The sequence below is a fragment of the Phyllobacterium sp. YR620 genome (assembly GCF_900104165.1).
GTDB classification, from domain to species: domain Bacteria; phylum Pseudomonadota; class Alphaproteobacteria; order Rhizobiales; family Rhizobiaceae; genus Phyllobacterium; species Phyllobacterium pellucidum.
In genome coordinates, this window is record NZ_FNJP01000007.1 from 43,908 (window position 1) to 70,003 (window position 26,096).

23 protein-coding genes are annotated in these 26,096 nt (G+C 58.3%); 20 read left to right on the plus strand and 3 right to left on the minus strand.

The annotated features are described in order from the left end of the window. Positions 1-5: 5 nt before the first annotated feature. Positions 6-1,544: a DUF3300 domain-containing protein gene (locus tag BLR72_RS20020; protein WP_091951399.1), complete on the minus strand. Its 1,539-nt coding sequence runs from the start codon at positions 1,542-1,544 to the stop codon at positions 6-8. Further along, complete coding sequence (aspT, locus tag BLR72_RS20025; RefSeq protein ID WP_091951400.1) at positions 1,541-3,235, minus strand: aspartate-alanine antiporter; 1,695 nt, start codon at positions 3,233-3,235, stop codon at positions 1,541-1,543. Before aspT ends, BLR72_RS20020 begins: the two co-directional genes overlap by 4 nt. 317 nt (positions 3,236-3,552) lie before the next feature. Between aspT and BLR72_RS20030 the strand changes: the two genes are divergently transcribed. The 20 genes from BLR72_RS20030 to BLR72_RS20120 all read left to right on the plus strand — a co-directional run bounded on the left by BLR72_RS20030 (position 3,553) and on the right by BLR72_RS20120 (position 25,045). After that, the gene (locus BLR72_RS20030; protein ID WP_091951402.1) at positions 3,553-5,163 is read left to right on the plus strand and encodes a bifunctional aspartate transaminase/aspartate 4-decarboxylase; all 1,611 of its coding nucleotides are present in this window, start codon (positions 3,553-3,555) and stop codon (positions 5,161-5,163) included. Between the two features lie 111 nt (positions 5,164-5,274). Further along, positions 5,275-5,661: a hypothetical protein gene (locus BLR72_RS20035; RefSeq protein ID WP_091951403.1), complete on the plus strand. Its 387-nt coding sequence runs from the start codon at positions 5,275-5,277 to the stop codon at positions 5,659-5,661. Between the two features lie 54 nt (positions 5,662-5,715). After that, positions 5,716-6,591, plus strand: coding sequence for a bifunctional helix-turn-helix transcriptional regulator/GNAT family N-acetyltransferase (locus tag BLR72_RS20040; RefSeq protein WP_091951405.1), 876 nt, complete (start codon positions 5,716-5,718; stop codon positions 6,589-6,591). A 424-nt stretch (positions 6,592-7,015) separates the two neighbouring features. Then, the gene (locus BLR72_RS20045) at positions 7,016-7,933 is read left to right on the plus strand and encodes an MBL fold metallo-hydrolase (RefSeq protein ID WP_091951407.1); all 918 of its coding nucleotides are present in this window, start codon (positions 7,016-7,018) and stop codon (positions 7,931-7,933) included. Between the two features lie 360 nt (positions 7,934-8,293). Then, positions 8,294-9,634, plus strand: a complete 1,341-nt coding sequence (locus tag BLR72_RS20050) for a sensor histidine kinase (protein WP_091951409.1) — start codon at positions 8,294-8,296, stop codon at positions 9,632-9,634. Continuing rightward, positions 9,631-10,302, plus strand: coding sequence for a response regulator (locus BLR72_RS20055; RefSeq protein ID WP_091951411.1), 672 nt, complete (start codon positions 9,631-9,633; stop codon positions 10,300-10,302). Before BLR72_RS20050 ends, BLR72_RS20055 begins: the two co-directional genes overlap by 4 nt. Before the next feature lie 289 nt (positions 10,303-10,591). Continuing rightward, positions 10,592-10,735: a hypothetical protein gene (locus BLR72_RS22575; protein ID WP_155810924.1), complete on the plus strand. Its 144-nt coding sequence runs from the start codon at positions 10,592-10,594 to the stop codon at positions 10,733-10,735. A gap of 246 nt (positions 10,736-10,981) precedes the next feature. Next, entirely contained in the window at positions 10,982-11,401 is a 420-nt protein-coding gene (locus BLR72_RS22580) for a hypothetical protein (protein WP_027232727.1), read from the plus strand. A gap of 447 nt (positions 11,402-11,848) precedes the next feature. After that, positions 11,849-12,856, plus strand: coding sequence for a taurine ABC transporter substrate-binding protein (locus BLR72_RS20065; RefSeq protein WP_051615203.1), 1,008 nt, complete (start codon positions 11,849-11,851; stop codon positions 12,854-12,856). 60 nt (positions 12,857-12,916) lie between these two features. Then, positions 12,917-13,711 carry a taurine ABC transporter ATP-binding protein gene (locus BLR72_RS20070; RefSeq protein ID WP_091951415.1) on the plus strand — a complete coding sequence of 265 codons (795 nt, stop codon included), beginning with the start codon at positions 12,917-12,919 and terminating at the stop codon, positions 13,709-13,711. A gap of 33 nt (positions 13,712-13,744) precedes the next feature. Continuing rightward, positions 13,745-14,590 (plus strand): ABC transporter permease subunit, encoded by an 846-nt coding sequence (locus BLR72_RS20075; protein ID WP_091951417.1) that lies wholly within the window; start codon positions 13,745-13,747, stop codon positions 14,588-14,590. 16 nt (positions 14,591-14,606) lie between these two features. After that, entirely contained in the window at positions 14,607-15,755 is a 1,149-nt protein-coding gene (gene ssuD, locus BLR72_RS20080; protein WP_091951419.1) for an FMNH2-dependent alkanesulfonate monooxygenase, read from the plus strand. A gap of 183 nt (positions 15,756-15,938) precedes the next feature. Further along, the gene (locus tag BLR72_RS20085; protein WP_091951421.1) at positions 15,939-16,292 is read left to right on the plus strand and encodes a DUF2200 domain-containing protein; all 354 of its coding nucleotides are present in this window, start codon (positions 15,939-15,941) and stop codon (positions 16,290-16,292) included. Positions 16,293-16,558: 266 nt separating this feature from the next. Then, complete coding sequence (locus BLR72_RS20090) at positions 16,559-17,623, plus strand: ABC transporter ATP-binding protein (protein WP_091951423.1); 1,065 nt, start codon at positions 16,559-16,561, stop codon at positions 17,621-17,623. 14 nt (positions 17,624-17,637) lie between these two features. After that, positions 17,638-18,684 carry an ABC transporter substrate-binding protein gene (locus tag BLR72_RS20095; protein WP_027232720.1) on the plus strand — a complete coding sequence of 349 codons (1,047 nt, stop codon included), beginning with the start codon at positions 17,638-17,640 and terminating at the stop codon, positions 18,682-18,684. 6 nt (positions 18,685-18,690) lie between these two features. Next, the gene (locus tag BLR72_RS20100) at positions 18,691-20,409 is read left to right on the plus strand and encodes an ABC transporter permease (protein ID WP_091951668.1); all 1,719 of its coding nucleotides are present in this window, start codon (positions 18,691-18,693) and stop codon (positions 20,407-20,409) included. 147 nt (positions 20,410-20,556) lie between these two features. Beyond that, a complete protein-coding gene (locus BLR72_RS20105; protein WP_091951425.1) occupies positions 20,557-21,255 on the plus strand; it encodes an FCD domain-containing protein in 699 nt (232 codons plus the stop codon). Between the two features lie 176 nt (positions 21,256-21,431). Next, positions 21,432-22,847: an MmgE/PrpD family protein gene (locus tag BLR72_RS20110; RefSeq protein WP_175492419.1), complete on the plus strand. Its 1,416-nt coding sequence runs from the start codon at positions 21,432-21,434 to the stop codon at positions 22,845-22,847. A gap of 13 nt (positions 22,848-22,860) precedes the next feature. Continuing rightward, complete coding sequence (locus BLR72_RS20115) at positions 22,861-23,961, plus strand: AbrB family transcriptional regulator (RefSeq protein WP_091951427.1); 1,101 nt, start codon at positions 22,861-22,863, stop codon at positions 23,959-23,961. A 13-nt stretch (positions 23,962-23,974) separates the two neighbouring features. Then, complete coding sequence (locus tag BLR72_RS20120; protein ID WP_091951428.1) at positions 23,975-25,045, plus strand: isocitrate/isopropylmalate dehydrogenase family protein; 1,071 nt, start codon at positions 23,975-23,977, stop codon at positions 25,043-25,045. 51 nt (positions 25,046-25,096) lie between these two features. On the opposite strand, the gene BLR72_RS20125 is transcribed toward BLR72_RS20120, so the two are convergent. Continuing rightward, positions 25,097-26,050, minus strand: a complete 954-nt coding sequence (locus BLR72_RS20125) for an alpha/beta fold hydrolase (RefSeq protein ID WP_244506778.1) — start codon at positions 26,048-26,050, stop codon at positions 25,097-25,099. Positions 26,051-26,096: the final 46 nt, after the last annotated feature.

A 26,096-nucleotide genomic window follows, 5' to 3' on the forward strand; every position in this document is an offset into this window, starting at 1 on the left:
TTGCATCAACGGCGACCGCCGCCGCCTCGTCCACCCCCTCCTCGGCCGCCGCCACCACCACCTCGGCCGCCGCCGCCGTGGGATATACGTGGTCCTCCACCGCCGTGTCCCATTCTTGCGCCACCGCCGACGTTGCGACTGATGTTGCCGCGCTGCGACGCGATGCGCGTGTCACGGCCGGGTCCATAATTGCCGAGTGCGCTTGGCTGCCGTGGACGGTTGTCGATACGGCCCGCCGCCTTTTTGGTCGGACGATTGGTGTTCTTGACCTGGCCCGCCGCTTTGCGCGGTCGGTCAAGATTGGCGGCCTGGCCCTTGTTGGGACGGTTGGCTATCGCCTTTTGCCCCGCATCGCGTTTGGCGATCTGACCCTGCAACTTTTCTCCGGACATGCCGCCCGCTTTTTGTTTAAGGCCCTGCTGCACGTCGCGCCGAATATCGCTGCTTTGAACTTTCGCCCGTGCTCCTGCAAGGTTGCCAGGGGCATTTTTAGCCTGCAGATTGTTTTTCAGATCAACGCGGTTTGCCTTGTTCTGCCGAATATTGCTGGCGACTGAATCGCGATCGAACTTGAATTTGTCTCGATCGAAGTTGATGTTGCCGATATTGTTCCTGTCAAAGTGGAAATCGTCGCGGTTGATGTTGTCGATGTCGATATCGATATCGTCCCCACCCCAGGAGTCCCAGTTGTCCCAATCAACCGCTGCGCCGAAAACTGCACCGGTCACGAAGCCGGGCCAATAGGGCGCATAGGGGTAGTAGTATGACGGATACGGATCGCCGTAGACGATTGGCTCCGTCGCAACGTAAGCCGGGTTTGTCAGGATCACTGGGTCATAGGTCGGAACATAAGTGACTTCCTTTTGCGCGGGGCGAATAATGACATTGTCGTTCTTCGTTTCGACGACCACCTTGCTGTCCGATTTGATCGTCCCGTCTGCCACCGCCTGGTCGCGCAACTGCTGTATCGCGACCAGGACGTCCTTCTGCTGGTCGGTAATCGCCCGGCCAAGCTGTTGGGTCCATTGGAGATCGTCATTCATCATCGTCAGGACAGTGGGATAGTTGAGCAGAGCAATGATGCTGCCGTCCAGGGCTGGATCAGGTTTGAGGTCAGGTTTGCTTTTTACTTGATCCATGAATCGCGCGGCCTGCACGATCTGCAACGGGTTAATGCTGGCGGACAGCACCAGTGCCACAAGGTCGTCGGGGTAAAGGGCAATGCGGGCAACGAGCGTTTCGAGCTCGTCCTCCGTTAACAATGTTTGTTCCTCGGCTGCAGGGGTAGCTGCCGTCGTGTTCGGGGATTGTGCGGATGCGCTGCCCATCCATGGGCCTGCAGACAGCACAAATCCCGCGAGTATTACGAGGGCGACTTTATTCGCGTAGAGCAACATCACGGTTCTCCTCCCGTGTTTACATATACAGCGTCTCTCCGCATCCCCCGGTTCCCGCCGAAACTCACGGGGATTGATGAGAACAATAGAAATCATCAACAAAAGATGAGGCTGGGCCAATCTGACGTCCTGGATCACCCTGGTCATGCCAGCAACATCACCAGCACCATGCCCCAGATGGTCAGCAGCGTATTCCCCACCGCATAGGTGACCGTATAGCCGAGGCCGGGGATCGTGCTCTTTGCCCGGTCATTGATCATGCCAAGGGAAGCGGTGGTCGTGCGAGCGCCTGAACAGCACCCCAAAAGGATGGCGGGATGGAACCGGAACACGTATTTCCCGACATACATGGCGAGGACGAGCGGAATGGTGGTCACGACGATACCCCAGAGGAAGAGGCTGAAACCGAGTTGCTTCAATCCCGCGACAAAACCCGGTCCGGAGGAAATTCCGACCACCGCGATGAAAATATTGAGGCCGACGGAATTCATGAACCAGACGGTCGATGAGGGAATGCGGCCAAACGTTGGATGTACCGAGCGCAGCCAGCCGAAGAAGAGCCCTGAAATCAACGCACCGCCTGACGTCGACAGAGTGAGCGGAACGCTGCCGATCTTGAAGACAAAGGCGCCAACGAGCGCACCGATAGCGATAGCCCCGCCGATGAAGGCGACATCGGCGATGTCGGTCTGCCGGTCTGGTACTCCGAGAGCCTTGGTCGCTGCTGTGGTATCCTGGGTCCGCCCCACGATTGTAACGATATCGCCGCGGTTGATTTGAGTGTTCGGCAGGATTGGGATCGATATTGCGGTGGCGCCCCGCGTTATCTTTCGCAGAAACACACCACGTGCTGACGGCATTTTTGCGAGTTCGGCCAAGGTCTTTCCATCAACCTCCTTATTGGTCACAAATACGTCAACGCCTTCAGCCGGAACCGCCAAAAGCTGCGGATCGTCGATTTCTTCGGCGGTGTGGCCAATGACATTTACGAGTACTTCGCGGCGCCCGGCGACGGCGACGATGTCGCCCGCCTGAATCACAGTGTCGGCGGTGGCGTCCAAGAGCTTGCCGCCGCGGCGTATGCGCTCGATGAAAACTCGTTGCTCCGGAAGGAGTGCTTCGGCTTCGTGCGCCGTCTTGCCGACTATGGGTCCGCCTTCGCGCACCCGGTAGGCACGCAATTCGTAGTGGTGCCAGGCCGTACCAGCGCCCCCGATTTCCTTGTCACCGCCGCCTTGTTCCTGCTCGTAGCGCTTGCACTCCGCTTCTAGATCGATCCCCAGCAAGGCGGGTCCGAGAAGCGCAAGCACAATAGCTGAGCCTACGGTGCCAAAGATATAAGTAACGGCATAGGCAACAGGCATTGCATCAAGCAAGGCCTTCGTCTGGTCGGGCGGCAGCGCTAGACGATTGATGGCATCGGTTGCAAGCCCCATGGAAGCCGAAATCGTCTGCGAACCCGCGTAGAGGCCGACAGCGGAGCCGACGTCATAACCCGCGAGAATTGCGCCAAAATAAGCGGTTGCCAGACAGAACAGGCAGACAACGACCGCAAACAGAGCCTGAGGAATCCCGTCTTTAGCGATGCCCCTGACGAATTGCGGGCCAACGCCGTAGCCAATGGCGAACAGAAACATCAGGAAAAATGTTGCCTTCAACGGCGGCGAGATGGTGATGCCGAGCTGTCCTATGAGGACGGCGGCAATGAGGGTGGCCGTCACCGCGCCTAGTCCAAGGCCCTTATAGGTGAAGGACCCGAAATAGTAACCGAGCGCAAGAGACAGGAAAATGGCGATTTCGGGATAGCTACGCAGCACATTAACGAACCAGTCAATCATCATGCCCCTCCCAGAAAGCTAAAAGAAGCGCCCCGTCATCCAACAATTTGGAACGGTCCATCGTTGTCAGCCAGAACAGATCAATCATGCGAGCTTTGCACTGCGGAGCGCAGGGAAAAAGTAGTATCCTGTATCATACTGTATGGTACGTGCTGCAAACCTGGAGGGTTTGCTAGTCTCGAGTGTGACGACTTCAAGTAATTTGAAGAGTTGCACTATGGCTTATCAGCTTCCCGATTCTGCTCGCCGAAGTGAAAGCCGGAATGAATTTTCCAAAACTGACGTGGCTACTTTGTATTACCGGGGAGGAAGACCCTATGACAGTCATCGATTACCGCGACTACGAGAAGATGAGCCCGTTTGAAATAAAGGACGGCTTGATCAAGCTCGCCAAACGCAGTTCACAGAAATCCGCAAAGGTGCTGCTCAATGCAGGCCGCGGCAATCCGAACTGGATTGCGACAAGGCCTCGCGAGGGGTTCTTCCTGTTTGGCCAGTTCGCCTTGTCCGAATGCCGCCGTACAATGGACAACCCCACCGCTGGCGTTGCCGGCATGCCGCAGCAGAAGGACATCGCCGAGCGCTTCAAGGCCTGGATCGAGAAGCATGCCGATATGCCGGGGGCAGACTTCCTGACGAAGATGGTTGCACATGCCGTCACGGCTTTCGGATTTGACGCGGACGCCTTTGTCTTCGAGCTAACGGATTCGATCATTGGCGATAATTACCCTGTGCCTGATCGCATGCTGGTCCATGCCGAACAGGTGGCGCACCGCTACCTCATGTGGGCAATGTGCGGCGACAAGGTTCCACCCGGCAAATTCGACCTTTATGCGGTGGAAGGCGGCACTGCCGCGATGTGTTACATCTTCAAATCTTTAATCGCCAACCGCATCCTCAAGAAGGGCGATACGATCGCGCTAGGGACGCCCATATTCACGCCTTACATCGAGATCGCGGAACTTGAAGACTATGCGTTCAAGGCCGTTCACATCAAGGCAACGCAGGAGCATCGCTTCCAATACTCGGACGAGGAGATAAAGAAGCTCGAGGATCCAAAGATAAAGGCCTTCTTCGTCGTCAACCCCGGCAACCCTACTTCGATGGCGATCGATGCGCCTACAATCAAGAAGATCGTGGATCTCGTAAAGAAGAAGCGGCCCGACTTGCTGCTGCTGACAGACGATGTCTATGGCACCTTCGTGCCGGGCTTCCGCTCATTGATCGCCGAACTGCCGGAGAATACCATTGGCGTCTACTCGTTTTCGAAATACTTTGGTTGCACTGGCTGGCGGCTTGGCCTTATCGCCATCCATGAGAAGAACATCCTGGACGAGATGACAAAAAAGCTTCCGCAAAAGGAACTGGAGGCTGTCGACAAGCGCTACATCTCGATCACGCTCGAGCCCCGCAAGCTCAAGATGATTGACCGGATCGTTGCTGATAGTCGCGACGTCGCTCTCAATCACACCGCAGGGCTGTCCCTGCCGCAACAGGTGATGATGACCATGTTTTCGCTCAGCGAATTGATGGACACCGAAAAGCTCTACCAGAAGGCGTGCATGGATATCTGTCACAGCCGCGTTGATAGTCTTCTTGAAGGCCTGCCGCTTGATGTCCAGCCAAATCCAAACTTTGCCTACTATTACGGCACGATCGACTTCGAATTCTGGCTGCGCAGATATGTCGGCGACGACATGGTGAAGTGGCTGAAAAAGCATGTCCATCCACTCGACCTCGTCTATCGCCTGGCGGAAGACCATTCGATCGTGCTTCTCAATGGCGGCGGTTTCGATGCTCCGAACTGGAGCGTCCGCGTCTCCTTCGCCAATCTTTCCGATGATGTCTATGACGATATTGGCAGAGGCGTCCGCGCTGTCGCACGTGGATACATTGATCAGTTCAATGCATCGAAAAAGGGAAAGTAGGCTTGGCGCGTCCAATTAGCCGGCAAACTCACTGTCGATCGTGCGAACTGACAGACGATCGACAGAGGGCACCATTTGGAGGGCAATATGTACAGGGTTCGAGTAGCGCTTTTGGTCACGCTGTTTGCCACAGCGACCGGATATGGTGCGCAAGCAGCCACGATAAAGGAGCTCCAGGGTGCCTGGGCGATGAAAGGTAGCAAATGCGAAGAGATCTTTCAGAAGGTCGGCAGCAAAATCGAATTCAAGGATAGGATTGCTTCAACCACAACCGGCCTCCTCTTCGCTGGCAACAAGGTTGCGGGGCCAATGGCGGTCTGTACGGTCACGAAGATTCGAAAGAAGTCGTCGCATCTTTCGGCCCAGCTATCCTGTGAGACGTCGATGATCGTTGAAAACGTTTCCGTCGGTTTCGACATTCCCAACCCGTCGGAGCTTAAGCGATTCGATCCCTTCGGCGAGAACACGTATGTAACTTACCGGAAGTGCAATTTATAGCGGCAGCAGGCGGCATGGATTGACAGAACGAATTGTCTGACCTAAGTCAGATAAATGCCATACGACCCAGTTTTTCGCGTCCGTCGCTTCAACCGTGCTGTCACCGCCGAAGTCGGAGCTCTCGATACCTCGTTCCTCGGACGTGGCCGTCCGCTTGGCGCGGCACGCGTGCTTAATTTGATCGGTCAAGGACAATCGGATGTTGCAGCTATCCGCGATGATCTCGATCTCGACTCTGGTCTCATGAGCCGTCTGCTGCGCAGCCTTGAAGAGGACGGTCTCATTGAGACTGTATCCAATCCGCAGGACGCGCGTCGGCGCATCGCCAGGTTGACCGAAACCGGCCGCTCCGAATTTCGGGCATACGAAGCGCTTTCCAATGCGCAGGCGACAGCATTTCTGGCGCGCCATTCCCAGCCGGAAGAACTTCTGCGCGCCATGGATATTGTGGCTTCCACGCTAAGGCGCAGCCACATCGCGGTCGAGGAGAAAGATCCGCGAAACGCGGACGCCACCTATTGTCTCGGCGAATACTACGCCGAGCTTGGGCGCCGTTTCGAGAAGGGTTTCGACGTTTCGCTGTCGCGGGATCCGGACGCCGGGGATATGATCCGCCCGCGCGGTGTATTCCTGGTAGCCACATCGGATTCTCTGCCGATAGGCTGTGTCGGGTTGAAGGGCAGCGGCGGTAACGTTGCGGAAATCAAAAGGCTTTGGGTCGCGCCATCAGCACGGGGACTTGGGCTGGCAAAACGGCTTATGGCTGCCGCCGAAAATTGCGCCCGTGAACTATCCATAGAGGTCCTGCGTCTGGATACGAATAGTGCGCTGACCGAAGCACAGCAGCTTTATCGCAGAACCGGTTGGACTGAGATCGCACGTTTCAATGACGACCCCTACCCTGACACGTTCTTCGAGAAGCGCCTCTAAAGTGGCGGCCGCCCAGACCTCCGTCGGTCGATCGTGCGTAGTTTGATCCCGTCTACCCATTATACGGCCAGCCATACTCTCCTTGTTAATGGATGAGCGAACCTATGCTTTGGTATCGCTGCCCAATCCTGCAGGGCCATCAGCTTTACCAGCGCGCGTAACATTTGCCCTCGCGCGCCGAATGGTGCGCTCGAAGGCAACCCCAATTCTGATGCCGCCAAAGGCTGCTCGAAACGCCGTTTTGGCGGCACTATAGCCCGTTTCCCCTGCGTTGGTTCGCCCGTCGGCCGTGGTAGCCGGACCTATACGACCGTATGGCCCGGTCTGTCCCTGACACCAATTGTCCGCAAGCAGGGCGAGAAATAACCTCAACCATGCCGTGCACAAGACGGCGGTCAGCAGGCGAAGAAACAGGAGAACTGATATGAACTTACAGACCTCACACCCCGCCGTTAAACCTGCGCCCGACGAGCTGGTCCCGTCGCGCTACGCGTTGAAGATCGGCGAGATTGACGTAATGGTTGTAAGCGATGGTGTACTGCCGTTGCCAGGCAAGATGTTGGGCCACAACGCCGATGCTGCCGACCGGGCGGCTTGGCTAAGCTACAATTTCCTGCCGACGGATAAGCTCGACTGGGGGCTGAACGTAGTCGTGGTGCGTAGTGGCGGCAAGACCATCCTCATCGACGCCGGCCTGGGGGACGATCCCAACTTGCACTTGCCGCGGGCAGGGCAGCTGGCCCATCGGCTGCAGGCTGCCGGCATCGAGCTTGCGTCGGTGACCGACGTGATCCTGACCCATATGCACATGGACCACATTGGCATGTTTCTTGTCGACGGGGTGAAGGAGCAGTTGCGTAAGGACCTGCGGATCCACGTGGCGGAAGCCGAAGTCAAGTTCTGGACCCACCCGGATTTTTCCCACGTCTCCATGCCTGAGGGGTTTCCGGACGCGCTTCGTGCGACGGCCAAGCGGTTCGCTGAAGAGTACAAGCGCAATCTTCAGACATTCAAGGAGGAGTACGAGGTTGCGCCCGGTGTGGTCGCCACCCGCACCGGCGGTCATACCCCGGGGCACAGCGTGGTGCGCCTCGCATCCGGCAACGACCGGTTGATGTTCGCCGGCGACGCCGTATTCGCGGTCGGCTTCGAGCATCCCGACTGGTTCAACGGCTTCGAACACGACCCCGAGGAGGCCGCGCGCGTCCGCGTCCGTCTTTTGAAGGAGCTGGCAGCGACCGGCGAGCTGCTGGTAGCAACGCACCTCCCGTTCCCATCCATCGGCCATGTGGCGGTCGAGGGGGATGCCTTTCGCTGGGTGCCGATCTTCTGGGATTACTGACCGGACCGGGGCGTGAACCACTACGTCGCGTGGTCCACGCCCTGGCTCAGTCTGCATTGCTACACTCGTCCGTACCGACGTGCCCGCGTCACGGGCTGCTTTGAGCATGAAATCGATAATTGGTGGCTTAGTGAAAGAATCGGCCAAGGACCACGGAGAACCCCATCCGCTCCTTGGTCCGCGATGAATAAACTGGCGTGCCCGCGTGTTTAGTTTGAATGGCCTTGTCCGAGGAGGGCATTGAATGCCTGGAACAGCATAGGCAGGACTGGAACATCCAAAAAACAATGGAGCGAGCCGCTGACGACGACATTCGCCAAATCCGCTCCACCAGCTGAAACGGCCGAATTATTCGGTGGAATGACGCTTGCCCGTCAGTTCATCCTCGCTGCGAGCGCCGTGCTGATCGTAGGCATGGCCATCATTGCCTTCTGGGTCACCTCCCGCATCGAGGAGTCCGTTACCCGCAATGCGGCGTCCGCCACCGCGCTCTATGTCGATAGTATCATCGCACCCCTCACCCAGGAACTTGCCGACTCGGACACTCTTGGGGAAGGTGCGCGCCTGGCATTAACGGAGACACTTGGCCAGGGCGTGCTAGGCGACAAGATTGTTTCCTTCAAAGTGTGGAAGCCGGATGGGAGCGTAGTGTTCAGCAATCAACCTGAAATCGTCGGTCGCCGTTTTCCAATCAGCGATCGTTTGCAGGGAGCTTTCGCGGGCACGGTTCAGGCGGAATTCGACAAACTCGACAGCGCTGAAAATGCGCCCGAACGCGCCAAGGGAATTCCGCTCCTCGAAATCTACAGTCCCATCCGGCAACCATGGTCCGGCAGGGTGATCGGCGTTGCGGAATTTTATGAGATCGCCACGGACCTGAAAGCCGATCTGAACCGCGCCCGCCTGCGCAGCTGGATTGTCGTCGGTCTGGTCACACTTGCCATGCTCGGGGTGCTTTTCGGGATCGTGGCGCGCGGCAGTCGCCTGATCACACGGCAAGCCGCGATCTTGAGAGACAGGTTCGACGAACTCAATCGTCTGCTGAATTCAAATCGGGCGCTTCGATTGCGAGCCGAGCAGGCCGCGCACCGCACCGCGGCGCTCAATGAGCGATATCTTCGCCGCATCTCCGCTGATCTGCACGATGGTCCCGCCCAACTCATCGCTTTCGCCTGTCTGCGGCTCGAAACTGCAACAAAGGGATCGGTGATGGGCCCTGACCTCGAAACAGTCACGACTTCGCTCGAGGAAGCACTGCAGGAGGTCCGCAATATCTGTCATGGACTGATGCTGCCGGAACTCGATGATCTCGAAACACGGGAGATTTGCATGCGCGTGATCAAGGCGCATGAAAGCAGAACCAGAACGAGCGTTGAATTCACGTGCGGTGACAACCTCCCGGAATTGAACCAGGCCGAGAAGATAGGCCTCTATAGATTTGTCCAGGAAAGCCTCAACAATGCGTTTCGCCATGCGAACGGGATAGGCCAGAAGGTCACCGTCGTATCGTCAAATGACGGGCTAAGCGCGACAGTAGCCGATGGAGGCAAGGGCTTTGATCCAGTCAACGCAGACAAGGGCCTCGGATTGACCGGACTTGAGGAGCGATTTGCAGGTTTGGGTGGCACATTCGTCGTCAACTCATCGCCGGGGCACGGCACGATCGTTACAATGCATCTACCGGGAGGGCGGGACGCATGACCACGGCAAGCATCAGGATCATCATCGTTGACGATCATCCATTCTTTCGCCAAGGCGTTGCAGTCAGTCTTTCCGAGCAGGGATTCACAGTTGTTGGCGAAGGCTCGAGTGCCGATGATGCCGTCCGCCTGGTCAACGAGCTGCGACCTGACGTAGCGCTTCTCGATCTGTCGATGCCGGGCGGCGGACTGAGTGCGCTCCTCACTATTCTGGAAGCCAGCCCGGAGTTGAAGGTCGTCATCCTCACCGTCTCGGAGAGCGACGAGGATGTGTTGCAGGCACTACGGTGCGGGGCCCACGGTTATGTTCTGAAGGGCGTCCGGGCAGCAGGCCTTTGCGAAATCATTCAGAATGTCGTTGCCGGCGAACGCTATGTTTCACCGGCGCTCGCAGCGCGCATCCTTACGGAGATGCGCGGTTCAGGCGCTGCGGTAGCGCCGAGCCAGCCTGTTTCGGACATTTCCGATGCCATTCAGTCCCTTACACCGCGCGAGGAACAAATCCTTACGCTCGTCTCCAACGGCAAAAGCAACAAGGAAGTCGCACGCGAAATCGGCTTGCAGGAAAAAACCATCAAACATCACATGACCAGCATTCTGCAGAAACTGCAGGTGCGCAATCGCACCGAAGCTGCCTTGTTGCTGCGCGAGGCGCGCTGGCAATCCTGAAACGGCCTAGCGGGAGCTGCTTTTGTCGATGCGGAGCGCATCGGCAGGGATCGCCTTCCTGTTGATGACCGAGCGGCCCTGTGGGTCGAAGATCTCATAACGGCCGTTACGGATGCGCTCGGTCCATCCTCCCTGATAGACGCGTTCCTGCCCCGCGGAAAGGGAGGGTGTTGCATGCGATTCGCTGTCACTTGAGTTTGCGCGCGAATTCTCTGAACCGGATCCCGAACTACTTGATCCTTGCGAACCGCCCGATCCGGAGCCTGAATTGCTCGATCCGGAGCCTGAATTGTCCGAACCCCCACTTGACCCGGAATTCGACCCCGATCCGGAACTGCCGGAACCGGAGCTACCGCTGCCCGATCCTCCGCTTGAGCCGGAACCGGAACTTCCCGAAGATCCGGAACCCGATCCCTTGTCGCCCCAGGCATAACTCGTCGGGCCAATAACCCCCGACAACAGGGCCACGGCAAGCAAGGAGACACGGATTGCAGAGGCTGCTCTGCAATCTGTCGCGATGGAACGGATACCTGCCCGACTCAAAACTCACCTCATATGACTCTGTCTGGCCAGATTCTGTGCCGCCGCTTCGTACGGCGCGACGACACAGTGTTTCGGCAGCGTAGGTCAGCCACTGTCAGCAAACGCCTATTCCGGCGTCACCTGTAAGCATAACACGTTGATCGCTGACTTTCCTGCGTTGATGCAATCCACGATCGTCGTTCTGGTCGTGGATACCCCTGTGGATGCCGTGATCATCGTTCTGATCGTGGATACCCCGGTGGATACCGTGATCATCGTTCTGATCGTGGACGCCTTGGTGGACGCCGTGATCGTCCCCTGGCGCATCGTCAGCGCCGCGTCCGTGCCTGGCTTCACCGCGACCGCCATGATCGTCGCCTGCGGGATCATCGGCCCCGCGACCATGATGGCCTCCGTCATCATTGCCCCGGTCTCCGTGATCATCGCCGCCGCCGTTGTCACCGCGGCCGCCGTGGTCATCGCCACCGCCATCGTGATCGCTGCCCCGGCCACTATTGTCCGAGCCACTGCGGGCCATCAGGATCATGTTGGTCGTGCCGGATTTGGTCAGATGTGAATCGAACTGAGTGGAAGCGCTGGTACTGGCAGTCAGTCCGAGAAAGCTTAGTGCGATCACTCCGGCACCAGTCATAATGGATTGAGCGATTTTCATGGTCAAATCTCCCTAAGGAGGCCGTGGCCCGCCTTGGCGGGAAGGGCCGGCGAGCCACGGTGGCCCGTCTTCTTCCGCAACTAAACCGCCGTCCATCAGGAAATTATACGTCCTACAGACCTATACGCGACCTGTTCGGACCTTAGTCCTACCAGACCGACCTGGCGCGCCAAGTCGAGGTTTCTTCATCCTCGAACAGTTTTCAACGAGCGCCGCCCCCGCAGCAGGATGACTGTTTTACGAAACGCGCGAATCTTGAAAAGAATAGTCTACCAACTTGGTAGACATTGTGAAAACCTTTCGTCTCGTCCTCGCCACTTTGGCGTATGGGTAAATAGAGAGGGTACAACCGTGCGCATCAAAACAGTTCTCGGAGCTTTCGGTCTGATTGCTTCGCTTATCGCCTCGGCGCATGCAGAGGATACGAAAAAAGTCGTCATCGCATATCAGACCGGCGCGGTTCCATATCTTGTCGGCATTGCCAATGGCGAACTTGCCAAGGGGACCGGATGGGATATCGAGTTCCGCCGCTTCAACTCCGGCGCCGATATTTTTGCGGCGATCGCTTCGGGCGACGTCCAGATCGGCGACGTCGGTTCCAGCCCCTATGCGGCGTCGGTCAGCAAGGACCTCGACGTCAAGGGAATCTACATTACGGCGGGTGCTGGCGACAGCGAGGCCCTGGTCGTTCGGCCGGAGATCAAGTCGGCGGCTGATCTCAAGGGCAAGAAGTTTTCAGCAGCTCCGGTCTCCACCGACCACTATCAGTTGTTGGCCTATTTGAAGCAGGAGGGCCTGACCGAAAATGATGCTCAGGTCATTGCGATGCCTCAGCCACAGATCGTCGCCGCATGGAAGCGTGGCGACATCGACGGCGCGTTCGTCTGGGATCCGGCGCTTTCCGAGCTGAAAAAGGATGGCAAAGTCTTGATCACATCTGGCGAAGTCTCCAAGCGCGGCGCGCCCGTGTTCAGCTCGCTCGTCGTAACCGGCGACTTCTCGAAGAAGAACCCTGACTTTCTCGCCAAATATGTCGGCCTCATCGACAAGTATTATGTCGATTTTGCCAACCACCCTGATGCCTGGGGCCCGGCGTCCGACAATATCAAGCTGATCGCCAAGCTTCAGGGCGGCACACCCGAAGAAAACGCTGGCTGGCTTAACACCACCGTGGTTGTTCCGCTGGAGCAGCAGGTCACCGATGCATGGCTTGGCGGCGGGGACAAGGGGAGCGTCGCCAAGACGCTGAAGGACACGGCTGCATTCCTCAAGGAGCAGAAGAAGATAACGGCGGTCAAAGACGGCTACGGCGACTTCGTCGACCCGCAGTTTGCAGCGGCCGCACTCGCTTCCAACTGAAATCTTGCAACCGCCTGGCGGCCGCCCCTTGCCGGCCGCCATCCTCATTGGAACTCGACAATGCTTTCAATCCGCAACGCCACCGTAAAGTTCGAAGCCGCCGACGGAACGGAAATCCACGCGCTCGATCGGGTTTCGTTCGACATTCCGCCGGACTCCATCGTTGTCGCACTCGGTGCGTCGGGATGTGGAAAATCAACCCTGCTCAACGCTATTGCCGGCTTTCAATCGCTGACCGAGGGGCAGATTCTTATCGATGGCTCACCCGTCGACAAGCCCGGTGGCGATCGCGGTGTCGTCTTCCAGAAGGATACACTCCTGCCCTGGTCGAATGTCATCGACAATGTCGCGCTTGGCTTGCGCTACCGCGGAGTGCCCAAGCTTGAAAGGTATCGTCAGGCGCGCGAACTCCTGCAACTGGTGGGCCTGTCGGATTTCGAGAACAAGCCCCCTTATGAACTCTCCGGTGGCATGCGTCAGCGGGTCGGCATAGCGCGTGCACTCGCCACCGACCCCAAGATACTGCTGATGGACGAACCCTTCGGTGCGCTTGACAGCCTCACCAGGGAAAACATGCAACAGCTTCTGGCAACGGTCTGGGCCAAGACGCGAAAGCAGGTCTTCTTCATCACGCACTCGATCGAAGAAGCTCTGGCGCTCGGCACCCATATTCTGGTGATGTCCCCACGGCCTGGGCGTATCGTCGCTCGCTACGAGGCCGATTTTGTCAGGACGTTTGCAGCAACCGGTGACCTCGGACCCATCCTTGCCGATCCCCGGTTCGTGTCATTACGTGAAGAAATACGCTCGATCATCCATACGCCCGCCAGCCACAACGAGCGACACGCGGCCTGATAACTACGCCGCGATTGCAGAGAGGAGCTCATGATGAGCGCAGTAATTGACCCCGCAGTGGCCATTTCGGAAGTCAAGAGACAACGGACGCAGCAGCCGCGTCGCATTAAAAAGACGCATGGGACCGCCGTGATCAGTTTTGCAACCCTGATCGGATTGCTGGCCTTGTGGATCATCGCAACGAAGTATCACTTCGCCTCAGCGTTATTCCTGCCCTCACCGTCAGATGTCGCGGTGCAGGCCGTCGCCGTCGCTTCGGACGGCTATGCGAACGGAACCCTCCTCGATCACATCCTTGCCAGCCTTGGACGCATAGGCGTCGCCCTCGCTTTCGGGATCGGCCTCGGCATTCCTGTTGGCCTGCTCATGGGCCTCAACCGCTGGGTCAAGGGCATCCTCGGTGTTCCCATCGATATCTACTGGGGCCTTCCGCCTCTCGCTTACCTGCCGCTCATGATTATATGGCTCGGAATCGGTGAGGCTTCGAAGATTGTTCTGCTCAGTCTGGCGGCGTTCGCCCCAATTTGTTTCGCGGCTCAGGCGGGCGTCCGCTCGGTACCGCAGGAACGCATCAACGCTGCCCGATCGCTCGGCGCAACATCTTATCAGGTATTCACCTCGATCATTTTTCCTTCGGCGCTTCCGGAGATCTTCACCGGCGTGCGCATTGCAATTGGCGCAACCCTTTCAACCCTGGTGGCGGCGGAGCTCATCGCTGCGCAGTCCGGCGTGGGCTATATGATCATGTCGGCTGCCAACTTCCTTGCGACAGACGTCGTCTTTGTCGGGCTCATCGTCATCGCAATCTTCGCCTTCGCGTTCGCCACGGGGATGCGCTTTCTCGAAAATCGTATCGCGCCCTGGAAGGGCAAACTCTAATTTAAGGTTTTAGACCATGACTGCATCTGCTGGTCCACTGGACATATACTGGTATCTCCCGACCCACGGCGACGGCCCCTATCTTGGCAGCGACGAACGTCATCGCCCGCCGACGTTCGGCTATATGCGCGACATCGCCCAGGCAGCGGACCGTTTGGGCTTCAAGGGCGTGCTCCTACCAACGGGACCATACTGCGAAGACGCCTGGATCACGGCAGCGGCGCTCGTGCCGCTGACGGAACGGCTTCGCTTTCTCGTTGCGCTTCGCCCCGGGAGCGGGACCCCTGCAATGTTCGCGCGTCACGCTGCCGCGCTTGACCGGATCTCCAACGGACGGGCACTGTTCAATGTCGTGACTGGAGCCGATCCCAAGGATCTGGCGGGCGACGGCAACAAGCTCGGCCATGGTGAACGCTATGAACAGACCGACGAGTTTCTTACGATCTGGCGACGGATACTTTCTGGCGAAGCAGCGGATTTCGAAGGCAAATATCTTTCTTCCCACGGCCGCGGCCTCTCCTTCCCTCCAGTCCAGTCGCCGCATCCGCCAATCTGGTTCGGCGGCTCTTCAGACGCTGGCATAGACGTTGCCGCACGGCATGCGGATGTCTATCTGAGCTGGGGAGAACCCGTGCACCAGCTTGGAGAAAAGCTCGGCCGCGTACGGGCACGCGCTCTTGCCCAGGGCCGCAGGATTCGTTTTGGCCTGCGCATCCATCTCATCGTACGAGAGACCGAAGAAAAGGCCTGGGCTGCCGCGGACGACCTTATCAGCCGGATCACAGACGATCAGATCGCCGCAGCCCAGAACGAGTTCCTTAATGTTTCGCAATCCGTCGGGCAAAAGCGGATGTCGGCGCTGCATGGCGGACGCCGTGACAAGCTGGTCGTCGGCCCCAACCTATGGGCTGGTCTTGGTCTGGTGCGGGGCGGCGCCGGCACTGCGCTCGTCGGAAGCCCAGAGAATGTCGCTGCCCGCCTCCGCGAATACCAGGCAATCGGGATCGACACGATTATCGGTTCGGGATATCCGCATCTTGAAGAGGCGTTCAGTGTGGCGGAATTGCTTTTACCCCAACTCGGGGTCACAGGCGAGTACGCACACACTGTCGGCGCTGACAACCAGACCTTCGAAAGCGGTGTGAGACCCAAGCGCACGGCCTGAATCATGAATGGTGTCGACGACCTTTGACGGAACCGATGCACGGGCCAGCAAAGGCGTCGCCTCGTTTATGCGGCTGTTGACAGCGTGGCAGCCGTCGATCAGCCTTGGCTAACGCCGATTGCGATTTAAACTCCAAGCCTTGCTCGGGTTGGTCGCGGTCGCGTTGCTGAGCTGGAGGAGTCGATGGCAAAACACAGGATCTATACGATGAGCTTCGCCAGCGTATATCCTCTTTATGTTGCCAAAGCCGAGAAAAAGGGACGCACAAAGGCAGAGGTCGACCAGATCATCTCTTGGTTGACTGGTTATGACGCGCCTGCCTTGCGCGCTCAGCTTAAACAACAAACCGATTTTGAAACATTCTTTGCCGAGGCCCCTCGTCCCAATCCTTTGAGAACCTTGATCACGGGCGTGGTTTGCGGCGTTCGAGTGGAGGACGTCGAGGAGCCGACCATGCGCGAAATCCGCTACCTCGATAAGCTCATTGACGAATTGGCTCGCGGAAAAGCCCTGGATCGCATTTTGCGCGAGAATTAATTCCGGGCGATCTTGGCCTGTCCGTTTGGGCGCCACGCCGCTGCATCGCCGCAGACTCCTCTCAGCCGCTTCTATCGGCTCAATACCCTGTGGTGCCGGATCAACGGCAGCGGAATGCGGGCGGCTTCACCGCGCGCGCCTGCGAACACAAGAAGTTCATCGCACCATAAAATAGTAATCTGTTGACAGTCTTCAATTTGCTGCCTACCTTCCCTGCAGTGGCCAAAGGAGCGGCAACGCGTTGTCGCCAACACTTGGGAGGTGTGATGGCATTTCTGGAACTCGACGGTTTGACGAAGAGCTATGGTAGTCTGACAGTCGTAAAAGGCGTGAATTTGTCGGTCGACCAAGGCAAGCTGGTTTGCCTGCTTGGCCCATCCGGCTGCGGCAAAACCACAACCTTGCGGCTCATCGCAGGATTTGCTCCAGCGAATGGCGGAGAAATACGCGTCGGCGGCAAGGTCGTCTCTTCATCGCGCGGTACCGTCCCGCCCGAAGCCCGCAACATGTCGATGATCTTCCAGAGCTATGCGCTCTGGCCGCACATGACAGTCTTTGAAAACGTGGCTTACGGCTTGAAGTTGCGCCGAATGTCGCAATCTCAAGTCACCGAACTCGTCCGCACCATCCTCACCGCCACTCAGCTTATCCAGCTTGCGGACCGCTATCCGGGCGAATTGTCCGGAGGGCAGCAGCAACGTGTGTCCTTGGCGCGGGCATTGGTGATCAAACCCGAAATACTGCTGCTCGACGAACCCCTGTCCAATCTCGACGCCAATTTGCGCGAAGAGATGCGGTTCGAAATCCGCAGGCTCCATGACGAATTCCGCTACACGACTGTCTACGTTACCCACGATCAGGCCGAAGCAATGACCACGGCAGACATTATCGTGGTGATGAACGACGGCCGCATAGAGCAGTCAGGGTCCCCTGAGGACATCTACGAGCGGCCCGCGACTGAATTTGTGGCGAGGTTTATCGGCGGGACCAACATCCTCAGCGGAACGCGAAACGATAAGGAAAGCGTCCTGTGTCAGTCCGGCCTTGTGCTGCGCTGTGGCAACGGCACGGCCGACGGCACCACAAAGACGGCGGTTTCGATCCGCCACCACGACATTGAACTCTCGACCAAGCCGAACGGCGCCAACACCAACACCACAATTGGCACTGTTACTCGGCAGATCTATCTCGGTTCGCACCGAGATTACCTCGTTTCCATCGCCGGTGGAGAAATGGTGCGCACCGTCGCGCCAGTCAACGTCGCGATCCCGGTCGGCCAGGAGGTATGGCTGCATTTCCCGCCAGAGAAATGCCGGGCGCTCGCGCAATAAGGGAGGAACTACGCATGTGGAAGAAAGCGCTGTCTGCCGCGCTGTTCGCTTCGGGGCTCGCGGTATCGTCCGCGGCCTTTGCCGAGGCGCCAGCCCCCTATCAGATTACGCCAGAACTGGAGGCTGCCGCTAAAGCCGAGGGCAAGGTCGTGTTCTATACGGCCACCGACGTTGCGGTCGCCGAGAAATTGGCTGAGCAATTCAAGACCAAATACCCTGGCATCGATGTCCAGGTGGAACGCGCCGGATCGGAACGAGTCTTCCAGCGTATCGGCCAGGAATATTCGACCGGCATCTACAATGCCGACGTGATCGAAACATCCGACGCTGTGCATTTCGAATATTTCAAACGCCAGGGCTGGCTCACCCCCATGGTGCCGCAGGAAGTCGCGGATAAATGGCCGGCGGACGAACGTGACCCCGATGGCAATTTTGCCGCCTATCGCGCGCATCTTTCCGTCCTTGCATACCGCTCCGACCTTATGAAAGAGGAAGAGGCGCCGAAAACATGGGAAGACCTGCTCGACCCGCGCTTCAAGGACAAGATGGTGAAGGCACATCCGGGCTATAGCGGCACCGTGATGACCTCGACCTTCGTACTCAGCCAGCTTCTCGGCTGGGAATATTTCGAGAAGCTTGGCAAGCAAAACATCATGCAGGTCCAGTCCTCGACCGAGCCGCCGAAGAAGCTTGCGCAGGGCGAACGTGCTCTCGAGGTGGACGGCAATGAATACAACGTCTTTCGTTTGATCGATGAAGGCAAGCCGATCAAGATCATCTATCCGGACGAGGGCACGCCGCTGGCGGTCGGAAATGCGGCCGTTCTCAAGCAGGCACCGCATCCCAATGCTGCCAAGCTGTTCTATGCCTATCTTTTCTCGCTCGATGCGCAGCAGCTCAACAGCGATTTCGGCGGCTTGAGGTCCTTCCATCCCGATGTGAAGGAAAAGGAGGGGCGCACCCCGCTTTCCAAGATCAAGATCCTTCATTCTGATCCGGCAAAACTCGAGCCTGAGATCCAGACCATCAAATCCAACTACGAAAAGTATTTCGGGACATAATTGATCATGACCAGTATCGCTCAGGTTCAGGGTCGGCGCAGCGGCATCGACCTTTCATGGCCAACTTTCGCTCTGTTATCCCTCATCCTGAGCGTTCTGGTACTCCTGCCACTGTTCTGGCTCGCCTTCTACAGCTTTCGTAGCGATACGGGTGGAGGGGCGACGCTCGACAATTTTATCGCACTCGTTGCCGATCCGACCTTGCTGCGGGCATATGGACTGGCGATTGCCATGGCGCTCGGCGTGGGACTGCTGTCCTGCGTCGTTGCCACGCCAATGGCCTGGCTGGTGGCAAGAACGGATCTGCCCGGCCGGCGCATCATCCGCATGCTGGTGACTGCTTCCTTCGTTACACCGCCATTTCTCGGCGCCATCGCATATGAGATTCTTGCCGCGCCCAATAGCGGGCTTGTGAACATCATCTACCGGAGTGTGTTCCGCCTCGATTCATCCCAGTATCTGGTGAACATCTACACGTTCGGCGGCCTGATCTTCGCCATTGCCTGCTTCACGTTTCCATACGTCTTTACCCTTGTTGCCAACGCGCTCGACAAGGTCCCGTCGGATCTCGAGGATGCCTCCTCGATCCTTGGCGGCAAATCCATGACCACATTGCGCAAGGTGACGATACCACTGGTATTGCCGGCAATGCTCGCGGGGACATTGATCGCCATTCTGCAGGCCCTGACCATGTTCGGCTCGCCGGCCATCCTGGCGCTTCCTGCAGGATTTCACGTGATCACCACCAAGATCTGGAGCCTGTTTCAGTTTCCGCCCCGTCTCGGTCTCGCAGCTGCGGCGGCATTGCCGCTGCTGATCATCACCATCATCCTTTTGCGCGCGCAGAAATCGATTCTCGGCCGGAAGGGATACACCGTTCTCGGCGGCAAGAGTGGAACCCCGCGGGTAACGGAACTCGGGCGCTGTAAATGGGCAGCCATTTTATTCGTGTTCTCGATCCTCAGCCTGACGATCCTCCTGCCCTACCTTGCCATCCTCAAGACGGCTTTTACGGGCACGGTGGGCGACCCGATCAATCTCTCCACGCTGACCCTGAGTCACTGGAGATTCGTGCTGTTCGAGTTTTCGGCGACGCAGCTTGCTCTGCGCAACACCTTCCTTCTTGGCTTCCTGACGGCGACGGCGGTGACCGCTATTGCTCTGATCGTGTCGTACCTCGTTACGCGCCGTTCAGTGCCGGGTTCCCGCTTCTTGGGTGTCCTTGCGACGGCGCCGGTAGCGATCCCCGGGATCGTGCTGGGCGTCGGCCTGTTCCTTAGCTATGCCAACCCGACATTCCAGCTCTATGGGACCATCTGGATCCTGTTGATCGCCTTCATGACCATCGAATTGCCGGCGGGATACCAGCAGATGTCATCCGCCTTTTCGGGAGTTCACCCGGAGCTCGAGGAAGCCGGCCGCATCATGGGCGCTTCTCGGTTGCGCACCCTGTGGGACATCACGGCACCGTTGCTGCGCACGAGCGTGGTGGCTGCCTGGTGTTTCGTTTTCGTGGGCACCATTCGCGAACTCTCGGCTACGATTTTGCTGACTACAGCCAATACCAAGCTGGTTTCGGTCATCATCTACGATCTTAACGAGAGCGGTGATCTCGGAGCGATCTGCGTTCTCGGCATTATCCTGCTCGCCGCCTCCTTCGCCGTCGTTTTCGTCGCCAACCGGGTGCCGGTGCTCGGGGGATCGCAAATGAATGCGCGGGGTTAAGGCATGTCGTGTGCTAAAATCGCGGTGGACCCCGCCATCGAGCAGGGTCGCCAACCTAAGCATTTGCTGCTAAACGAAAGCTTGGGAGCAAAACTCGAAAGGACTGAGTTTGGACCCGTTTCATAGACCCGTCACGATGGCTTGCTCATGACCGACACAACGAACGCACCACAGAATTTGTCCGCGATCGATTTTCTCCGCACCCGCTCGCTTGCAAATGTGGTCCAGGCCGAGATCGAGCGGATGATCATCGACGGCGAACTCAAGCCCAACGAACGGGTCAACGAAAACGGTCTCTCCCAACGCCTGGGCGTAAGCCGGGGGCCAATCCGCGAAGCATGCAGCGCGCTCGCGGCGATGGGGCTCATCGAAATCATCCCCAATCGGGGGTTCTTCATTCGGGCGCTGACCAATGACGAAGCGCAGGACCTTTCGGAAGCGCGCGCCGGGGTTTTCGGATGCATGGCGATGATCCTTGCCGAGCGCATAACCGATGCCCAGATCGGGATCCTGCGAGCACTCCTTGCCCGGATGGACGAGATCGTCAAACTTGGCGACGTTCACGTCTACTATCCGGTCAACCTCGAATTTCACAAGCAGATCACCCACATGGCCGGCAATAACCGGCTGGAGCTTATTTATCAGAGCTTTGTGCGCGAATTGCACATTCAGCGGTACCGTGCGCTCTCGAGCCACGATGTGCTGCATATTTCAAACGAGGAGCATCGCGCCATTGTCGATGCGCTCGAAGCACGCGACCCGATACGCAGCCTGATTGCGGCGCGTACGCATATTCTGAACGGCATCGTCCGCACCCGCCGCGCCGGCCAACCAACAGGCACCTGAAGCCCGCGCCGCTCAAAGAGCCCTTGCCAAACCGCACCCTTGGTCAAGCGAACGCTTGCTTTGCTTTGTGCCCGTTTCTCAACTATCTTGCCAACATAAAACTGTTGACAATTAACAATCTCACCAGCATGGTCAAACTCGAATTGCCGCAAGGCAGCGCCAAAAGAGGATTGAGCATGAACCAGAATAATCAGGCAGATGCCGAACTGACGAAGTACGTTGCCAATTTTGTTGTCGAGACGAAATTTGACGACCTTTCGAGCGAAGTTATCGAGCTCGGCAAGAAATCGATACTTGATGGTTTCGGCCTCGCCCTCTCCGGTTCAGTCGCGAGGAGCGGCGAATTGGTTCGCCAACACCTGGATGACCTTGGCCTCGCCGATGGTGCGGCAACGGTGATCGGTGGCGGCCGGAAGGTCGCACCTCGCTTTGCGGCCTTCGCCAATGGCGTCGGCATCCATGCCGACGACTATGACGACACGCAGCTCGCCGTGGCCAAGGATCGCGTCTACGGTCTGTTGACGCATCCCACCGCACCGGCATTGCCGGCGGCACTCGCGGTAGCCGAACTCGTCAATGGCACGGGCAAGGATCTGATGCTCGCCTATCATCTCGGCGTGGAAGTCGAATGCAAGATCGCAGAGGCAATTGCTCCCCGGCACTATCAGACAGGGTTTCACGCCACCGCGACCTGCGGAACCTTTGCGGCGGCTGCGGCAAGCGCGCGGCTTATGGGCTTCGACGTGCCGACCACGCAACGCGCTTTATCGATCGCAGGAAGCCAGTCCGCCGGACTGCGTGAGAATTTCGGAACCATGACCAAGCCCTTCCACGCGGGTCGTTCCTCCGAAAGCGGCGTCGCAGCGGCGCAGTTTGCGTCCTATGGTTGGACTGCCGCTGCGCGTATTCTCGAGGCGCCCCGGGGGTTCTTCTCAGCTGCCGGCGGCGGATATGACCAGAATGCGATCCTAAACAAGCTCGGTGCCCCGTGGACATTCGCGAGCCCCGGCATTTCCATCAAGCCGCATCCTTCAGGCTCGCTCACCCATCCCGGAATGACCGAGATGCTACGGCTCATCAAGGAGCATGACATCCGGGCCGAAGATGTGGAACGTGTTCGTGTCGGCACGAATTCCAACATGCCGAACGCCCTTATTCACCATCGGCCGAAGGACGAATTGCAGGCAAAATTCTCGATGGAATTCTGCATGGCAATCCTCTTGCTCGACGGTCGTGCCGGTCTTAACGAGTTCACAGATGCAGCCGTCGAACGCGACGACGTAAAGGCAATGATTGAAAAGGTCGATTTCGTCATCGATGACGAGGCCGAGGCAGCGGGCTACCACCTTATGACGACATTGATCGACATCCATCTCAAGGACGGACGCAAAATTTCCGGACGCGCAGATTTCGGTAAAGGCAGTCCTGCTTTCCCCATGAGCTATGATGAGGTCGCCGATAAATTCCGCGAGAACGCCGAGTTCGCCGGCATGGCGCGCGCAAGGGCAGACGAGATCGTTGAACTGGTCCGCGGCCTGGAACGGCTGGCGTCATTGGACGATCTGACATCACGCCTGATTGCGGTCGGCTGACAGACGGCCCGGAATGCCCGATTCAGGAACCCTTTGGCGTGGGCAAGGTCCAAAACTCTTCGACCGCGCTCCCGCCCGGGTCGCTCTGGCGCTGCTTATCGGCGTATTGGGGGCAATCGCTGCCAGGATGGTTGCGATGCCCCTGCCCTATCTTCTCGGTCCGCTGCTGACTTGCGCCGGCGCGTCGATACTCAGCGCGCCGATTTCACCCATACCCTATGGCCGCGAACTTGGACAGGTTGCTGTGGGACTTGCCATCGGCTTGCGGTTCATCCCTACGGTCGTCATCGCCATCATCGCCATGCTGCCCTTCATGTTGGCGGCAACGATCCTGATGATTATCGCGACCATGATTGCCGCCTTCATGATCAGCAAACTTGCCGCGCTCGACCTTAGAACCTCATTCTTTGCTACCGCCGCTGCGGGCTTGGCCGAGATGGCCGTGGTTGCCCATCAGAAGGGCGCCGACAGCGACACGGTGGCGGTCGTCCACCTTATTCGCGTGACATCGATCGTAACGGTCGTGCCGTTCCTCGTCACCATCTTCGGGGAAGATGGAGGCATCACTGCGGTGCCAATACCCTTCCGAGCCGAGGCAATGCCACTTGTTGCGCTCTACATCCTGGCTGCCGTTGCGGGGTATTTAACGAGCCCCTGGAAAATCCCCAATACCTGGCTGCTCGTTCCTGCGCTCATCGGCGGGCTCGTGGCCGGCTTCGGGTTCGGCCCCTTTGCCGTCCCTTCGACTGTCCTTGTCATCGCGCAAGTCGTCATCGGAATTTGGCTGGGCTGCCGTTTTCGCCGTTCCTTGCTTGGGCGCTTGTCCAGGGTGACGTTCTCTGCATTTGCAACTACGGCATTTCTGCTTACGGTCGCCATGGGCTTGGCCTGGCTGCTTTCGGCGGCAACGGGCCTTTCCTTTGTTACGAGCCTCCTCGCTGTTGCACCCGCGGGCGTAACCGAAATGGTGCTGACGGCAACGGCAATGCACCTCGACACGACAACCGTGACAGCATTCCAGATCACACGAATAGCGGTCGTCATGACCACGATCCTCATCAGCTTTCGAATATTTGAACACCTTGCGCGTCGCTTCGGCGCCGCATCTGAATGAAAGGACTCCACAGATGACTGCCCATCTCGTAATCGGGATACTGAACGGGGATGATATCGGCCATGAAATCGTCCCGGCAGCGGTCGAAGTCACCCGCGCCGCCGCGGCGAAGACCGGCCTCGTGATTGACTGGCGTCCGATGCCAATCGGACGCAGCGCGCTGGATACGCACGGCTCGACCTTTCCCGAAGGCACTATGGAGACCCTCGCCAAGATGGATGGCTTCATTCTGGGTCCGATCGGACACCAGGCCTATCCGAAGGTTCCGGGGGCGATCAATCCGCATCCGATCATGCGCAAGGGGTTCAATCTATTTGCCAATGTCCGGCCTACAAAATCCTTTCCAGGGCTGGGCGCCATTCACGAGGGCATCGACCTTGTTATCGTGCGGGAAAACAATGAAGGTTTCCAGCCGGACCGAAATGTGGTGGCAGGTTCCGGCGAATTTCGGCCGACCGAAGATGTTACCATCTCGGTCCGGGTTATCACGCGCGTCGGTTCAGCACGGGTGGCCCGCGCCGCGCTCGAAATTGCGCAGCAGCGCAAGAAGCGCCTGACGCTGGTTCACAAGAACACCGTGTTCAAACTTGGCTGCGGGATGTTCGTCGAGGAATGCCATCGGGTGGCCAAGGAATTTCCGGACGTCACAGTCGACGAGGTCATCGTCGACACGATGGCAATGCGTCTTATTCGCGATCCGCAGAGCTTTGATGTAATCGTCACGACAAACATGTTCGGTGATATCCTGACAGATGAAGCGGCCGGGCTCGTCGGCGGTCTCGGCATGGCGCCCGGCCTTTGCATCGGCGAAGGCAATCTGGCCATGGCGCAGGCCACTCACGGGTCCGCGCCCGACATCGCCGGAAAGGGCATTGCCAATCCCTTTGCCATGATCGAATCCGCCCGCATGATGATCGAATGGCTCGGGCACAATCGCGGGATAGCGAAGGCTGTCGAGGCGGCATCGATCATGGAGCGGGCAATCGCCGTTGCGTTGGCTAATCCCGCCACCCGCACACGCGATATCCGGGGAACTGCCGATACCGCCGGCATGACTCGCGGCATACTGGCGGCAATCGGTTAAGGGCCGCCCGCCCTCACCGCTCACCTAAGGTGGGCGGGAGGGCGGTGATGCTCAGGCGGCAAAGGGCAGCGGCTCTTCCCCGGTAAAGAATTTGCCGAACGCATCATAGACAATGTCCGGCCGTTGCTCGGCGGGATAATGCCCGGTTGGGATTGCCCAGCCGCGCAAATCTGGGGCCCAAGGTTTCCAGGCTTCAAGCGGTTTGAAGTGTCGCCCGCAATGGCTGTTTGAGCCCCACAGCACCAGAACAGGACAAGCGATCGTCTTCTTGCCGAAATCGGCGGTATCCATTGCTAGATCAACGCTGACCGTGGCCCGGTAATCCTCACAGACAGCATGTATCTGTTCAGGCGTGGTGCAGCGCTTGTACTCGGCCATTGCTTCGGGGGAGAATATTTCGAGGCCCACACCCTTCTTGTTGAGTTTGTAATCGATGTAATAGGCGAGATCGGCCGTGAGCAGCTTTTCGGGAAATGGCGCCTTCTGCGCCATGAAAAACCAATGATAGGCCTCGATACCCCACCCCAGCGTCACATTTGTCAGCGCATGATGGGTTGGCACGATATCGAGGGCGGCGAGGCGCTCGATACGATCGGGATAGTCCAGGCCCATTCGAAAAGCGACACGAGCGCCGCGGTCGTGACCGGCCACCTGAAACCTGTCGAACCCCAGCTTCGACATGATTTCCGCATTGTCCTCGCCCATTGCCCTGAACGAATAGCCGGAGTGGTCCTCACCACCATCCGGTTTCGAGCTGTCGCCGTAGCCGCGCAGGTCGGGAGCCACAACGGTAAACCGCCGGGCAAGTGCCGGTGCTATCCTGTGCCAGCTCACATGTGTCAGCGGATTGCCGTGCAGGAGCAACAGCGGCGGACCCTCACCGCCAATCGCGACGTTGATTTCGGCACCCGCCGTTCGAATGCGCTCATAGCGAAAGCCGCGCATGAGCTTTCCCTTTTCTTCAGCGAATGGCGGCATTGCGGATAACGGTTCGATCGGCGCCATAATATGTCTCCTTGCTTTGGTCCAGACGAGCATATGCTTTCAGGTT